The organism is Burkholderia sp. AU19243 (genome assembly GCF_018148075.1).
In the GTDB taxonomy this organism is placed as follows: Bacteria; Pseudomonadota; Gammaproteobacteria; order Burkholderiales; family Burkholderiaceae; genus Burkholderia; species Burkholderia latens_A.
This window is the reverse complement of record NZ_JAGSTV010000021.1, coordinates 1-15102: the sequence shown is the minus strand read 5'-3', so window position 1 is coordinate 15102 and position 15102 is coordinate 1. Positions and strand designations below refer to the sequence as shown.

Genomic DNA, 15102 nt, shown 5'->3' with positions numbered 1-15102 from the left:
GCAGAAGCGGCGCACGGGACGCCGCGCCGACGCGCCTTCACTCGCTCACCGATTCACACACCCACGCACTCAGCGCCCAGCGAGCGCACTCGCGATCCGGTCGGCGAGCTGCCCGAGCACACGGCTCAGGGCGTCAGCCTGCGCCGCCGCATCGCGCGACGTGAGTTGCGCGGTCAGCGCCGTCTCCCGGCTCGACGTCACGCGCTCCGGGCGGCCGGACAACAACGTCCACGCAGCCAGAAACGTCAGCGTGCCGCTTTCGTCGGCGTGCGCGTCCAGCACCGTGACGACGAGCGTGCGCGTATCCGCCTGCCGCGGCGCGCCGGGCAACACGACGGCACCTTCGGGCAGACGCGCCAGCAAGTCCTGCGTCAGCGTCTCGCGCATCATCAGGTCGAGCGGCGCGCCCCAGCGCGCGCCGTCGTCGATCACGAGGCGATTCGCCGAACGCTGCACGACGACCTCGAGGCGGTCGAGCGCCGCCGGAACATGCACCGCAGTCAGCTGCACGGGCGCGACGGGCTCGGTTGCGCGCGGCGCAGCACTTGCCACCGGGCTCAGCGCAACGTAGCGCGTCGGTGGGCTGTGCCCGCATCCGGCGACGACGAACGTGCCACCCAGCGCGATGGTGACGGCGAGCGCGGCCGGTGCCGATTTCACCGCGTCGCGCACCGATGTTCCGATCCGCTTGCACGCAACAGCGATCATGGCTTCTCCTCACGCCTGCCGCGCACGATCGCTTCCGGATGCCGGTCGAGATAGTCGGCCAGCGCGCGCACCGAACGCGCGGTGTCGGTCAGTTCGCGCAGCGCGGCAGGCAAACTGCTTTGCGCGGTCCCATCGTCGTCGAGCGTGCGCCTGGCCGACGCAACCGCCTGATCCGCAGCGTTCGCCGTATCGCGCAGTTGCGCGACGAGCGGGCCGATCTGCGGCGACACCTGTTGCAGCGTCCGGTCGATCTGCGCGACCGAGCGGTCGATATGCGCGAGGCTGTCGCGCAGTTGCGGCGACGCTGCCAATGCGTTGATCCGTGCCGCGATGCTGCGCACGTCGTCGCCCGTTTCCCTGATTGGCAGCGCATCGATCTTGCCCGCGATGTCGTTGGCCCGGGCCGCGATCGCGTCGAAGTCCGCGGATTCGACGCTCGGTATCTCGGCCGGCCCCTCCGCGGCCGCCAACGTCGCAGCCGGCGCATCGCGGACGAAGTCGAGACTGATCATACGGGCGCCGACGAGCGGCGGATCCTGCACGAGGCGCGCACGCAGCCCGCGTGCAACGAGTCGCCCGAGCATGCGGTCGACGATCGGGCGCCAGTTGCCATCGGCCGGCGGTTGCACGCCGGTGATACCCAGCGCTGACGGCTCGAGCGCAATCTGCACGGGCGTACCAAGCTGCTCGCTGGCGACGTCGTAGCTCAATCGCACGCGTGTGACCGTCCCGACCTGGAAGCCGCGCAACTTCACGGGCGCGCCGTCCTTGAGTTCGCCTGCAGCGCCGGCAAAGCGCACGACATACGAAACGACGGGCCCATGCCGCGGCGCAAGCGCGGGCCGCCGCTCGGTGCCATCGAAATGCCGCGCGGGCTTGCCGGGCCCGGGCTCCATGACGATTTCCGGCCCGACGACGAGCGCACGCAGCGATGACGGATCGCTCATCTCCGGTTGCGCGCCGCGCAGGAAAAACCGCGTTCCGCTGCGCAGGTACTGCTCCTCGGCACGCGCGATGGCGAGGGTGGCCTCGACGTGCTGGCCGTCGGGCGACAACGCGATGCCCGACAGCTTCCCGACCTTGACCCCGCGCAGCGTGACTTCGGTATCGTCGACTTTCATTCCGTGCGCGTCGGAAAACACGACGGTCACGGTTTCGCCGCGTTCCGCCAACGCGCGGATGCCGAGCCATCCCACCACGCCGAGCGTCGCGACCGGGACGATCCAGACCCAGCCGGGCCATGCGCTGCGGCGCACGTCGGCTCGCGTGCGTGGCGGGCGCGGCCTGTTCATCGGCTGCTCCTGTCGCGCGAGTCCCACATCAGGCGGGGATCGAATGCATGCGATGCCAGCATCGTGAAAAAGACGACGAGCGCAAATGCGGTGGCGCCGGCCGCGGGGTCGGCAGACGCGATGCCGTCGAACCGGATCAATGGAATGAACGCCGCGATCGTGAACACGTCGACGTTCGACCATCGGCCGAGTTCGTCGATCCATCGGTAGAGCCGTCCTTTTGCGCGCAAATGCCGGCGCGAGCGTCGCAGCACCGACGCGACGACCCATGCCATGCCGGCGATCTTGCCGACCGGTATCGCAATGCTCGTGATGAACGTCAGTATCCCGAACGGCCAGAGCCCCACGTGAAACAGTTGCGATACGCCGTCGATGATTCGATGCGACACCACGTGTCCGAACTGCATCGACCGCGTCATCGGCAGCAGATTGGCGGGCACGGTCAGCACGAGCGCCGCCAGCGACAACGCGCTGGCCCGCGAAAGCGGCGCCGCCTTGCGCAAGCGCAGCCCGAGCCCGCAGCGCGGACACGGCGTCCCTTCCCGCGACACCGGCAGCACGAGGTCGCAAGCGCTGCACGCAACGGTCAGCTCGCCCGGCTGCGGGTATCGCTCGGCCGCGATGGCACGCCACACGGTGCGGCGATCGAGCGACGCGCGCGTGATCATCGACATCAGTCCTGCTGCGAGCAGGCAGTAGCCTCCGGCGTCGATCGTGCCGGTCAGGTTCTGCGTCACGCGCGCGTAGCCGACGATGCAGCCGACCAGATACACGTCGGGCATTGCCCACGCATCGAGCCAGAGCGTCCACCGGAACACCACGCCGATGCCGGTGAAGGGCCGGCGGAAGCGGATCGCACCGAGCACCAGCATCAGGCCGCCGAAGCGGGCGAACGGCAATACGATGCCGAACATCGCGAGCAGCGCGGCCAGGATCACCCAACCGCGATCCCACATCGTCAGGATGCCCGACGCCAATACCGACGAGTGTGCGGTTCCGAGCATCGTGACGGTCATTAGCGGCGCGAGATTGGCCGGAAATAGCAGGATGAACGTCGCCGTCGTGCAGGCGAGTGCGGCCTGCACGCTGCGGCCGCTGCGCCGCTCCAGCGGCGCGCGGCACCGCCGGCAACGCACCAGCGCGCGAGCGCCGAGCGGCGGGATGTCGCCGAGCGTCCCGCAGGCGGGACAGCCGATGGTCATGCGGCCGTCTCCGAATCGTCGCGCCTGTGGTTGCGCCGCGCGTCACGACAAGCGTGACACGGGTCATGGCAGAACTTGTCCGCAGTCCTTGGTCGTTCATGCATTCCGGTTCGCATGGATTCTCCTGCCGCTCACGTTGTCGCACCATCCGGGACACCGATGCCCGGTACGACCCGCCGGTTTCGCCGGCCGACGCGCACACGCGAGAAAAGCGCCGCGCGACGCGCTTCGGCCGATTGCCGCCGTGTCGGTTAGGAACGGCTAGCAAGCGGCGTTCCTCGCCGTGCCGCGCGTCCGCTGACGCGGCAAGACCGAGCGAAATCCGGATCGATGCGCCGGTCGGGCCGGCTTGCGCGTGCGGCGGCATGAAGCACTGGCATGGCGCTGGAAACGTGTCGAAAGCCGGCCGCTGCCGGCGCGTCCGCCCACGCGGATGCGCGCCGAAGGCGGCATCACGCCGCCTCGCCGTGCATCGACGGCGCCATCCGGTGCTTCGCCCCGTTTGCCGAATCGCCCACGGTGATCACAGTAAGCTTGCGCGATCGCGCGGGTGGGGAGTCTGCGACGACGCCGCTCGGAACGGCGGCGCCGGCATGGACGTCCGGTCAACGGGCGTCCGTGAGCGTCGTCCTTCCCCGGCGCTGCGCCGCTTGTGTGGCCGCGCTCGGCGAAGCCGCGCACGCCGGTTGCATGTACCGCCCGCTCAGTGCGCGGTGCGGCGCAACATCGCCGTATCGTATCCGAGCGAACGGACCCGCTCGACCAGCGCCGCCGCGCGCTCGGCTGACGGCTTCGCGTCGCGCGTCAAGATCCACAGGAACCGGCCGGATGGCTCGCCGACGATCGACCATGAATAGTCGTCAGCATGATCGAGTATCCAGTAGTCGCCAAAAAAGAACGGGCCGAAGAACGAAACCTCAAGCTTCGCGTCGCCGCTGCCCGGCACGGTCCGCGCGCGGCCGTCGGAGCTGCGCGCACGGCCTTCCGGGCTGCCTTCGCGACAGGTGTTGCGCACGGAGACCAGACCGTCCTCCCGTTTCGCATAGTCTGCGGTCACGCCCTCGCATCCGCGCTCGAAGCGGTTTTCATAGCGCGCGAATTCGTACCACCTGCCGACGTAGCGATCGAGATCGACTGTTCTGGCCGGCTGCGGCACGTGGGCGTTGCCGCTCGGCCCGCCGGCCACGCCGGCGCAACCCGCGAGCAAGAGCGCTGCGCCTGCAACGAACACGATGGCCGTTAGCAACGGCCGACCAACGATAAGTCGCTTCATCCCGTTTCATCTCCACATACGAAAGCGGCTTATTGTGCACGCAATCGCCGTGCCGTTGCAGCGCAGTTCGCGCCCGGAGCGCCCGTCGCAGCAGGCACGTCGCGCGCTCCCCTGCTGCGCGAGCGCAGCGCAACGCATCCCGCTGCATCCATTCGGCCCCCGGCTTCGTATATGACGGTTATTGCGCCCCCGGAGCCCGTATGCCCGCCGTCGCCGTTGCCCTTCTCGCTTTCGTCGCACTGATCGCGTCCTTCACGGCGGTGTGGATCGCCCAGTTGCACTCCCGGAACGCGGGAATGATCGATCCGGTCTGGGCGGCGACGCTTGGCGGCGTGGCCGTATTCGTCGCCGTGCTGGGCACGGGCCCGGAACTGAATCGCGCACTCGTGGCCGCCGGCGGCGGCATCTGGGGTCTGCGGCTTGCCCGGCACCTGTGGGCCCGCAATCGCGGGCAGCCGGAGGATCCGCGCTACCGGCAATTCCGCCAGCAATGGGGCGACGCCGCGCCGCGCAACATGTTCTGGCTGTTTCAGTTGCAGGCGCTGATCTCGATGTTGCTGTCGGCGTCGTTCTTCGTGCCTGCATACAGTCCCGAACCCGCGGCCCCTGCCGCCATCGCCGCCGCCGCCGCGATCTGGATCGCCGCCGTAGCCGGAGAGACGGTCGCCGACCGCCAGCTCAAGCGCTTCCTCGCGAATCCCGACCATCGCGGCCAGGTCTGCCGCGCCGGCTGGTGGCGCTATTCGCGGCACCCCAACTATTTCTTCGAGTGCGTGCACTGGCTCGCCTACACGGCGCTCGCGATCGGCATGCCGTGGGGCTGGCTCACGCTGATGCCGCCCGTCCTGATGGCCTGGCTGCTGGTCAAGGTATCGGGCCTGCCGCTGCTTGAAGCGCGCATGGTGCAAACCCGCCCCGACTATCGCGAGTACATGCGCACCACCAGCGCGCTCATTCCGTGGCCGCCGCGAGCGGCGGCCGGCACGTCCCGCACTCGACCCGATCACCCTCAAGACCGGAGCACGCGCTCATGACCGCTACCACCTCGCAATCGTCGCCTGCCGCGATTGCCGCCCCCCAGGATGCCTGGCTGATTCGCTGCTGCGAGCGCGGCTGGCTGCCCGACGCGCTGATCCGGGCCGGGATGCGCCGGCTGATGCGGCAGCGGCTGCGCGACGCGCACGCACACGACGGCGAGCAGCGCGCGGCGGCCGTCGACGCGCTCGTGCACGAACTGCGCGCGAGCCCGATCGCGATCGAAACACACGCGGCCAATACCCAGCATTACGAAGTGCCCGGCAGCTTCTTCGAAGCCCATCTCGGCCCGCGGCTCAAATATTCGTGCGGCTATTACCCGAACGGCAACGAAACGCTGTCGCAAGGCGAGGAGGCCATGCTCGCGCTGTACGCGCAGCGCGCCGATCTCGCGGACGGCCAGCGCATTCTGGACCTGGGCTGCGGCTGGGGTTCGCTGTCGCTGTGGCTCGCCGAGCGGTATCCGGCCGCGCAGATCGTCGGACTCTCGAATTCGTACGGCCAGCGCGAGTTCATCGAACGATGCGCGGCGCTGCGCAGGCTGACGAATCTGCGGATCGTGACCGGCAACGTGGTCGACTTCGACTTCGATCCGGCGGAAGCCGGCTTCGATCGCGTGCTGTCGATCGAGATGTTCGAGCACATGAAGAACTACGGACAGCTGCTCGCGAAAATCGCGCGCTGGATGGACGACGACGGCAAGCTGTTCGTGCACATCTTCGCGCACAAGCTCGCCGCCTATCACTTCGCGGTGCACGACGACACCGACTGGATGTCGCGCCACTTCTTCACGGGCGGGACGATGCCGTCGGCCGATCTGCTGCTGCGGTTTCAGGACGATGTGCGAATCGCGCGCCAGTGGTGGCTCGACGGCACTCATTACGCGCGCACCGCGAATCAGTGGCTCGCGTCGCTCGACGCGGCGCGCCCGCGGATCATGCCCATTTTCGACACCGTCTACGGCGCCGACGCGCGCATCTGGTTCCAGCGCTGGCGGATGTTCTACATGGCCGTCGCCGAGCTGTTCGGCTACGCCGACGGGCAGGAATGGGGCGTTGCCCACTACCTGTTCGACAAGCGCGGGGGGCGCGCATGAACGCGTTGATCGTCCGCCGGATTCTCCGTCGCGCAACCATCACGGCCGTGACGGCGCTCGCGCTCGGCGGAGCCGGCTGCACGGGCAGCCCGCCGAATCCGAATCCGCGCGCCGCGGTTCCGCTGTCGACCGTACCCGTCGACTTGCCGCGCTACATGGGCCGCTGGTACGTGATCGCCAACATCCCGTACTTCGCGGAACGCGACTTCGTCGGCAGCCGGGCCGAGTGGCGCCTTCGCGACGACGGCCGTATCGACGACGCATTTGTCGGCCGCAAAGGAAGCTTCGACGGGCCCGAGAAGCGCTATCGGTTCGTCGACACCGTCAAGCCCGGCAGCGGCGGCGGCGAATGGCGCGTGCGGCTGTTCTGGCCGGTGTACGTCACGCAACTGACGCTCTACGTCGACCCCGACTACCGGTACACGATCCTCGGCTATCCGGGCAAGACGCTCGGCTGGATCTTCTCGCGGGAGCCGACGATGGACGACGCCACCTATCGCTCGCTGCTCGCGCGGCTCGACGCGATGGGTTACGACACGTCGCGCTTCAGGCGCGTGCCGCAACTGCCCGCGCAAATCGGCATGCCCGGCTTCGCGTCGCCAGGCGATCGCGAATGACGGCCGCGGATGCATCCGCGGCGCGCCGTGCACCGTATCTGCGCACATGACATTCCCTATCCCGCCCTTGTGACTGACGGAGACCATTCGCGATGCACCCGAAACCATCAGTGCCGCCGCCCGGCCGCCGGATCGCAGTCGTCGGCGCCGGCATCGCGGGCCTCGCGAGCGCATACCTGCTGGCTCGCCAGCATCGCGTGACGCTGTTCGAATCCGCCGACTATCTCGGCGGCCACACGCACACGGTGGATGTCGAACTCGACGGCGCGCGCCACCCGGTCGATACCGGATTCCTCGTGTTCAACGATCGCACGTATCCGAACCTGATCGCGCTGTTCGACGAGCTGGGCGTGGCTGCGCATGCGACCGACATGTCGTTTTCGGTGTCCGTCGACGGCGGGCGGCTCGAATGGGCCGGCAGCAATCTGAACACCGTGTTCGCGCAGCGCCGCAACCTGTTCTCGCCGACCTTTCTCGGGATGTTGCGCGATATCCTGCGCTTCAACGCGTCCGCCCAGGCGCATCTCGAATCGGCGAGCCGCGAGCGCCTGTCGGTCGGCGAGCTGCTCACGGCCGGCGGCTACGGCGCGTCGTTCCAGCATCACTACCTGCTGCCGATGGCGGCCGCGATCTGGTCGAGCGCGGCCAGCGACATCCTGCGGTTTCCGGCGGCGACGTTCCTGCGCTTCTGCCTGAATCACGCGTTGCTGCAGGTCAACAACCGGCCGACGTGGCGCACCGTCGCGGGCGGCGCGCGGCGGTACGTCGAGCGCATCGCCGCGACGCTCGACGACGTGCGCGTGAATACGCCCGTGCGCGCGATAACGCGCGACGACGCGGGTGTGACGGTGGCGACCGACACGGCCGGCCCCGAGCGTTTCGACGCGGTCGTGCTTGCATGCCATGCGCCGACGAGCCTGCGGCTGCTGGCGGACGCCAGCAACGCCGAGCGCGCCGTGCTGGCCGCCGTGCGCTACCAGCCCAACGTCGCGGTGCTCCATACCGATACGGCGCTGCTGCCGCGGCGGCGGCGCGTGTGGTCGGCGTGGAACTACCTGAGCGGACGGACGGGGCGCCGCGCCGGCCCGGCGCCGGTATGCGTGAGCTACCTGCTGAACCAGTTGCAGCCGCTGCCGTTCCGCTCGCCGGTCGTCGTCACGTTGAATCCGGTCGACGAGCCCGCGCCCGGCACCGAGCTCGGCCGCTACGATTACGAGCACCCGCTGCTCGACCTCGCGGCCGTCGATGCGCAACATCGTCTGCCGATGCTGCAAGGGCGGCGCAATACGTGGTTCGCGGGAGCATGGACGGGCTACGGCTTCCACGAGGACGGGTTGAAGTCGGCGTTGCGCGTCGCATATGACTTCGGCATCGCGCCGGCCTGGGCTCGCCCATGAACGCGCCCTTCGCGCGCGACGGCGCGGCCGCCCGGTTGCTCGTCGGCACCGTGATGCATGAGCGGCTGCGGCCGGTGCGCCATGCATTCCGGTATCCGCTCTTCCAGGTCTGCTGCGATGTCGAGCGGCTGGACGAGATCGCCGGAAGCTGGTTCGGCATCGATCGCTGGGCCCCGCTCGCGCTCGCTTGCCGCGACTACGGCCCGCGCGACGGCCGCGCGCTCGGCCCATGGATGCGGGATGTGCTCGCGCAAGCCGGCATTCGCGCCGACGGCCCGATCTGGCTGCAGACGATCCCGCGGATCTTCGGCTACGCATTCAACCCGGTGAGCTTCTGGTATTGCTACGACCGCGCGGGTGCGCTCCGCGCGCTGTACGCGGACGTGCGCAACACGTTCGGCGCGCATCACGGCTATCTGCTCAGTGCGATGCACCACGCGCCGATCGAAGCCGACACCGTGCTCGTCTGCCGCAAGACGTTTCATGTGTCGCCGTTTTGCGACGTCATCGGGGAATACGCGTTTCGTGTGTGTCAGCGCGGCGACCATCTGAGCGTGGCGATCGATTATCGCGACGACGACGGCGTGCTGCTGCACACGGCGATCGGGATGCGCACCGCGCCGCTGACGGCGGCACGCGCGTGGCGCGCGCTGGCGCGGCAGCCGCTGAACGCGATCAACGTCGTCATTCGCATCCATTGGCAGGCGCTGCGGCTATGGCTCGCACGCGTGCCGTTCCACGGCAAGACGCCGGCCGGCCGTTCCGCCGCGACCGATTCGCCATTGTCCCCCGTACCGGGCGCGTCGCCACGCGGCCGCTCGGCGATGTCCGATCACGAGGCTCGTCCATGACCTTGCTGCGCCTGCTATCCTCCGCATCACAACCGGCGATGCCGCTGTCGGCCCGGTTGTTCATCGCGCTTCTCCGGCGGATCCGCGACGGTCACCTGACGCTCGTGACGCCCGAAGGCGCGCAGCATGTGTTCGGCGATCCGCACTGCCAGCCGGCCGCGACGCTGCAGATCCGCGACTGGCGCGCGTGCCGCGCGATCCTGCGCGCGGGCGACATCGGCTTCGCGGAAGCGTATCGCGCCGACTGGATCGACACGCCCGATCTCGTCGCGCTGCTGCGCCTTGCGATCCGCAACCAGCCGGTGATCGCGAAGCCGGTGACGGGCGGCCGCGTGGCACGCGTGTGGTACGCGCTGCGCCATCGGCTGCGGACGAATACGCGAGCCGGCAGCCGCCGCAACATCCATGCGCACTATGACCTCGGCAACGACTTCTACCGGTTGTGGCTCGACGACACCTGGACGTATTCGAGCGCCTGCTTCGACGGCGACCCGCAGCGGTCGCTTGCCGACGCGCAAACGGCGAAGTATCAGCGCATCGTCGATGCGCTCGGGCTGCGCGCCGGCATGCGCGTGCTGGAGATCGGCTGCGGCTGGGGCGGCTTCGCGGTGCACGCTGCACGGCAAGGCATTCATGTACACGGCGTCACCATCTCGCACGCCCAATACGCGCTGGCCCAAGAGCGCGTCGCGCGCGAAGGGCTGTCGGATCGCGTCACATTCGACTTGCGCGACTATCGCGACGTCGAGGGCCAATACGACGCAATCGTGTCGATCGAGATGTTCGAGGCCGTGGGCGAATCGTTCTGGCCGGTGTACTTCAACACGCTCAGGCAGCGCCTGAAGCCCGGCGCCCGCGCGCTGATTCAATCGATCACGATCGTCGAGTCGCAATTCGACGCGTACCGCGCGTCGAGCGACTTCATTCGCGAGTTCATCTTTCCCGGCGGAATGTTGCCGAGCCCCGCGCGCTTCGTCGATGCCGCGCGACGCGCGCGGCTCGTCGCGAAACCGGTGTTCGCGTTCGGCGACGACTACGCACGCACGCTGCGCACCTGGCGATCCTCGTTCGATGCCCACGTCGACTCGGTGCGCGCGCAACGGTTCGACGAAACGTTCATTCGCACCTGGCGGCTCTATCTCGCCTATTGCGAAGCAGGATTCGCCGAACGGCGCACCGACGTGATGCACTTCATCGTGTCGGCGCACGACTGACATGAAGCGCCGGCTCGCGATGCTCGCCGCGTCCGTGGCGCTGGCTGCGCCGCTCGTCGCCGGCGCGAGCTGCGTCGACGAAATAGCGTCGGCGCGACTGATCGGCTCCGGCCGGTTCTGCATACTGGGTATCTGCCTGTACGACGCGCAGCTGTGGGCGCCCCGCGCGCCCGGTGCGCTCGACACGCCGTTCGCGTTGTCGTTGGCCTACCGTCGCGACGTGAAAGGGGAGCGGCTCGTGTCGACAGGCATGGACGAAATCGAGCGCCTTGCACCCGCGCCGTTGCCGGCTGCAACGCTCGACGCATGGCGCCGCGATATGGAACGAGCGTTCACCGACGTATCGCGCGGCGACGTACTATGCGGCGTCTACGTCCCCGAGCGTGGCGCACGCTTCTACACCAACGGCCGCCTCACGGCCGACGTGACCGACCCGGCGTTCGCGCGCGCATTCTTCGCGATCTGGCTCGACCCGCGCACGCGGGCCAAAGCACTGCGCCGCCAGCTGCTGGGCGACGACGCGCACTGATGCGGCGCTCGGCGATGGCCATGGGTGCGTCGTATCGCTGCGCACCGCACGCTGCCGCCCGGTGCGACCGTGCACGGGTTCCTTTTCTGCGCGTGAGTCGCGATGGCCAACAAAACGCACTTGCCTGAAAAGATCTGCGAAACCTGCGGCTTGCCTTTCAGCTGGAGAAAGAAATGGAAGGCCGTCTGGGACGAGGTCCTCTATTGCTCGGAACGTTGCCGCCGCAATCGGCGGTCGCCCGCCGGCATGAAGACGAACGCTGAACGCCGTTGACTTCGCGTTGACGCACCCATCGCTCAACGCCACGCCCGGGGCAGCGCCTCCCGCGCCGCGATGGTATGGCCGTTGTGTCGGCTCCGCGGAATCGACCGGCACCGGTGTGTCCGTCCTGGCGGCACGCCTGCCGCTGCCCGGAGCCCCCCGGGTTTCGACGGCGCGGTAGCGCCAACCTGATTCACACCGCCGCTATGCAGCACGGGCGCCCCGCGCGAAAGCGGCGCGTGTTCGCGCGCACCATCGCCCGTGTACCGCATTCCGCGCCCATGACACGATAATATGACTCAAACATGATGCATGCTTCAACGTTCTGCGCGTTGGGACGCCGAACCGGTCCTCAGTCCTCCATTCCTCCTCCGACGAATCGACTTCAAAATTCGTTTCATCAGCGGCCTCAACCTCCAATCTTCGTTCCTTATCGGGTATATCGACGTTCCCGGCGATAGGTTGCCGCGCCATTCCGGTGCACGACGCAAAAATTCCCGGTACAAATAATTCATTGAATCGCTTTTCTGCTTCACTTTCCCGGAAATTTGCATACAATCCAGCTGTGACGCATGAATCGACCAGGGAGTCCCCCGTGCCAACACGCAATCACGCCATCAATCCGCGCCGCTTACTGGCATGCCCGGCTTCATTGATCGGGCGTGGCTCCGTGGCGAGCGCCCGCGGCCCGTCCCGGCACGCCGGTGCGGCATCCGGCCCGCCGGTTGCGTCGCGCCGACTGGAGGCCGCGCAGTGTCGCGGCGAGCGTCGCCGGCACCGCTCACCGCAGCAGACCACCCCGTGCGCAAGCGCCGGCCCGAACGACACGTCGGTCGAGCCGCGATCAAACTCCGTCGCAGCGCGCGCGCATCCGACGCTCCTCGTCACGGGCAGCCTGACTGCATCCGACGAAGCGGCCGAAGGGGCCGCCCTGCATGTTTGCGAGCGCGTCGAGTCGTTGGCACGAGCGCTCCGGCAGCCGTGCCTTGCCGTGGACGCGCTGATCGCCGAGGTCACGTCGCTGCACATCGATCTGGCGAATCAGTTCGTATCGCTCGCACGGGCGCGCCATGTCCGCGCAGCCGCGCTCGTCTATGAGCACGGCAGCGCGCAAGCGCTTTCGGCGGTGCGGCGCGCAGGGTTCCACCTGTTCCGCTCGGTCGGCGGCCGCGTCGATCAAACGTTCGTGCTGACGAAGCTGCAACAGTCCGTCGCCATCACGCTGGCAGCCACGATGGCGGCGAACGACCCGGTATGGCGGCTCTACCGGGACGTCGAAGGCTGGGCGCGAGCGCCATCAGCGTGCCCATCGTGCGCGTACAGAGCCGGCGCTCCGGCGACGCGGCCGCATCGCCACGCATGCCCGCGTGCACGCAGGTGAGCGGCGCCCGCCAGATGCGCCGTCGAAACGTCGGCGGCCGCTCGGCTGTTACCCGATGAACGCGAGCATCGCATCGCGTCAGTCGTGATTCATCGCACCACCCCTAACCTCGAGAAACGAACCGAAATGGGAAATCTGATCGACGCTCCCGCGCGTACGCTGACTGCGATCGACGAGGGCATTCCTCTGTCGCTCATCATTCGCCGGCGGCTCGAGCACGCGGGCGCACGCTTCCATGCCAACGACAACATCGCCGCGCACCTGCGTGACGGCGAACTGGATGCATTGCAGAACGAAGTCGCACAGCAAATGGAAGCGGTGCTGCGCTCGCTCGTGATCGACGTCGACAACGACCACAACACCCGAGAGACCGCACAGCGCGTCGCAAAGATGTTCATCCGCGAAGTGTTCGCGGGCCGCTACGAGGCAGCGCCGCCCGTGACCGAATTCCCGAACGTCGAGCGGCTGGACGAGTTGCTGATCGTGGGCCCGCTGCGCGTACGCAGCGCGTGCTCGCATCACCTCTGCCCGATCATGGGCCGCATCTGGATCGGCGTGCTGCCCAGCGCCACGTCGAACCTGATCGGCCTGTCGAAGTATGGACGGCTGGTGAACTGGGTCATGACGCGCCCGCAGATCCAGGAGGAAGCGGTCAAGCAGATCGCCGACCTGCTCGAATCGCGCATCGCGCCCGACGGGCTGGCGGTCGTGCTCGAGGCCGACCACTTCTGCATGCACTGGCGCGGCACCAAGGACGATCAGGCAAAGATGACCAACAGCGTGATGCGCGGAAAGTTTCTCGCCGACGCATCGCTGCGCCGGGAGTTTCTCGCGTTGTTGTCGGGAAAGAATGCATAACGCGCGCGGCAGGCACGCGCGACTGATGCGACATCGCAATGTCTGGTCATGATCCGCGCTCGCTCGTCATCGCGAGCGCGCAACAGCAGGAAGCTCAAAGCCATGCGGAGTTCCCGATGAACCGTTCGCACGAATCACTCCGCCCATCTTCCGGCCCGGGGCGAACGACGCCGCTGCACGCAGGCAGGCAGCCGCAGCGGAGGGCGTCCCGCGCGCGATCGCGCCCCGGCGGCAGGACCGACATCAGCGCCGATGCCGCCGTTCTGCCTGACGAAGCATGCGACGCACATGCGGAACTCGACCGCTTGCTGGCTCGCGTCGCGACGGGCGACGAGCATGCGTTCGCGCAGCTGTATCGATGGACCGCGCCGCGGCTGTTCGGCGCGATCCTGAGGATGATCCGCGATCGTCATGAAGCGGAAGACCTGCTTCAAGACGTGTTCACGACAGCATGGCGCCGCGCCGGTTCGTTCGACGCCACGCGCGGCGCGGCAATGACGTGGTTGATGACGCTCGCCCGCAACCGGACCATCGACCGGATCCGGCAGCACCGCGAGCTGCCGCTCGACGACGAGCTGGCGCTGTCGATCCCCGACGCAAGCCCGACGCCCGATCTCGGCGCGCAGGCGAACCAGGAGCGCCTGCGTCTGGAGCGCGGACTCGCGCATCTGGGCGAGCGGCAGGCGTATGTTTTGCGGGAAGCGTTTCACGGTGGCGCGTCGTATGCGGAGCTGGCCGAACGCATGCAGGTGCCGCTCGGCACGATGAAGAGCTGGATTCGCCGCAGCCTGATGCGGTTGAAGATCTATCTGGAGCAGTAAGCGCGAGCGGCGCGACCCGGTTCGATCGCGCCGAGCCACCTGGCCCGAGCAACGGCGCGCTTCGCGCAGCCGTTGCATCGGCATTCTCGGGAGCCGAATCCGCACGATATTGACGTGCTTGCCGACCGCTGGGAATCGGCGCCGCACCGCATCCATCCCGCTCGATGCGGACGACGAATGACGGTCGTGCAGCGGCGCGTGAATCCTCATTCCAAGCGACCGCGTACATCGACACCCCCGCCCTTTCACACGCGCCAGCGCTTCAAACCGCGCGGCGAACCATCAGTTCCTTGATCTTGCCGATCGCCTTCGTCGGATTCAGGCCCTTCGGGCACACGTCGACGCAGTTCATGATCGTATGGCAACGGAACAGACGGTACGGGTCTTCCAGATTGTCCAGACGCTCGCCGGTGGCCGTGTCGCGGCTGTCCGCGATGAACCGGTAAGCCTGCAGCAGGCCCGCCGGGCCGACGAACTTGTCCGGGTTCCACCAGAAGCTCGGGCACGACGTCGAGCAGCTCGCGCACAGAATGCACTCGTACACGCCGTCGAGCTCGTCGCGCTCTT

16 protein-coding genes are annotated in these 15102 nt (G+C 68.0%); 11 read left to right on the top strand and 5 right to left on the bottom strand.

Annotated features, from left to right (window positions below; genetic code table 11):
- Positions 1–69 precede the first annotated feature (69 nt).
- The 4 genes from KDW55_RS27030 to KDW55_RS27015 form a co-directional block, all read right to left on the bottom strand.
- Positions 70–708 (bottom strand): PqiC family protein, encoded by a 639-nt coding sequence (locus KDW55_RS27030; protein ID WP_209825830.1) that lies wholly within the window; start codon positions 706–708, stop codon positions 70–72.
- Positions 705–2000, bottom strand: coding sequence for an MlaD family protein (locus tag KDW55_RS27025; RefSeq protein WP_209825831.1), 1296 nt, complete (start codon positions 1998–2000; stop codon positions 705–707). The genes KDW55_RS27030 and KDW55_RS27025 overlap by 4 nt, the downstream gene beginning before the upstream one ends.
- Positions 1997–3202: a paraquat-inducible protein A gene (locus tag KDW55_RS27020; RefSeq protein ID WP_212161639.1), complete on the bottom strand. Its 1206-nt coding sequence runs from the start codon at positions 3200–3202 to the stop codon at positions 1997–1999. The genes KDW55_RS27025 and KDW55_RS27020 overlap by 4 nt, the downstream gene beginning before the upstream one ends.
- Positions 3203–3905: 703 nt before the next feature.
- Entirely contained in the window at positions 3906–4475 is a 570-nt protein-coding gene (locus tag KDW55_RS27015) for a lipocalin family protein (protein ID WP_212161638.1), read from the bottom strand.
- A 200-nt stretch (positions 4476–4675) separates the two neighbouring features.
- Between KDW55_RS27015 and KDW55_RS27010 the strand changes: the two genes are divergently transcribed.
- The 11 genes from KDW55_RS27010 (at position 4676) to KDW55_RS26960 (ending at position 14535) form a co-directional block, all read left to right on the top strand.
- Positions 4676–5509 (top strand): DUF1295 domain-containing protein, encoded by an 834-nt coding sequence (locus KDW55_RS27010; protein ID WP_069242214.1) that lies wholly within the window; start codon positions 4676–4678, stop codon positions 5507–5509.
- Positions 5506–6606, top strand: a complete 1101-nt coding sequence (locus KDW55_RS27005; RefSeq protein ID WP_212161637.1) for a class I SAM-dependent methyltransferase — start codon at positions 5506–5508, stop codon at positions 6604–6606. The genes KDW55_RS27010 and KDW55_RS27005 overlap by 4 nt, the downstream gene beginning before the upstream one ends.
- A complete protein-coding gene (locus KDW55_RS27000; RefSeq protein ID WP_038570866.1) occupies positions 6603–7223 on the top strand; it encodes a lipocalin family protein in 621 nt (206 codons plus the stop codon). The genes KDW55_RS27005 and KDW55_RS27000 overlap by 4 nt, the downstream gene beginning before the upstream one ends.
- A 92-nt stretch (positions 7224–7315) precedes the next feature.
- The gene (locus tag KDW55_RS26995; protein WP_038570879.1) at positions 7316–8620 is read left to right on the top strand and encodes an FAD-dependent oxidoreductase; all 1305 of its coding nucleotides are present in this window, start codon (positions 7316–7318) and stop codon (positions 8618–8620) included.
- Positions 8617–9471 carry a DUF1365 domain-containing protein gene (locus KDW55_RS26990; RefSeq protein ID WP_212198114.1) on the top strand — a complete coding sequence of 285 codons (855 nt, stop codon included), beginning with the start codon at positions 8617–8619 and terminating at the stop codon, positions 9469–9471. Before KDW55_RS26995 ends, KDW55_RS26990 begins: the two co-directional genes overlap by 4 nt.
- On the top strand, positions 9468–10685 hold the full coding sequence (locus KDW55_RS26985) for a cyclopropane-fatty-acyl-phospholipid synthase family protein (RefSeq protein WP_212161634.1): 1218 nt from the start codon (positions 9468–9470) through the stop codon (positions 10683–10685). Before KDW55_RS26990 ends, KDW55_RS26985 begins: the two co-directional genes overlap by 4 nt.
- 1 nt (position 10686) lies before the next feature.
- Positions 10687–11214, top strand: coding sequence for a chalcone isomerase family protein (locus KDW55_RS26980; protein WP_060153056.1), 528 nt, complete (start codon positions 10687–10689; stop codon positions 11212–11214).
- A 102-nt stretch (positions 11215–11316) separates the two neighbouring features.
- The gene (locus KDW55_RS26975; RefSeq protein ID WP_212198113.1) at positions 11317–11487 is read left to right on the top strand and encodes a DUF2256 domain-containing protein; all 171 of its coding nucleotides are present in this window, start codon (positions 11317–11319) and stop codon (positions 11485–11487) included.
- 583 nt (positions 11488–12070) lie between these two features.
- Entirely contained in the window at positions 12071–12856 is a 786-nt protein-coding gene (locus KDW55_RS26970) for a hypothetical protein (protein ID WP_212161633.1), read from the top strand.
- A 126-nt stretch (positions 12857–12982) separates the two neighbouring features.
- Positions 12983–13714, top strand: a complete 732-nt coding sequence (locus tag KDW55_RS26965) for a GTP cyclohydrolase I (RefSeq protein WP_038570893.1) — start codon at positions 12983–12985, stop codon at positions 13712–13714.
- 116 nt (positions 13715–13830) lie between these two features.
- Positions 13831–14535 (top strand): sigma-70 family RNA polymerase sigma factor, encoded by a 705-nt coding sequence (locus KDW55_RS26960; RefSeq protein ID WP_038572211.1) that lies wholly within the window; start codon positions 13831–13833, stop codon positions 14533–14535.
- Positions 14536–14797: 262 nt separating this feature from the next.
- On the opposite strand, the gene KDW55_RS26955 is transcribed toward KDW55_RS26960, so the two are convergent.
- A partial coding sequence (locus KDW55_RS26955; RefSeq protein WP_212160929.1) for a 4Fe-4S dicluster domain-containing protein occupies positions 14798–15102 on the bottom strand: 305 nt, incomplete at its 5' end.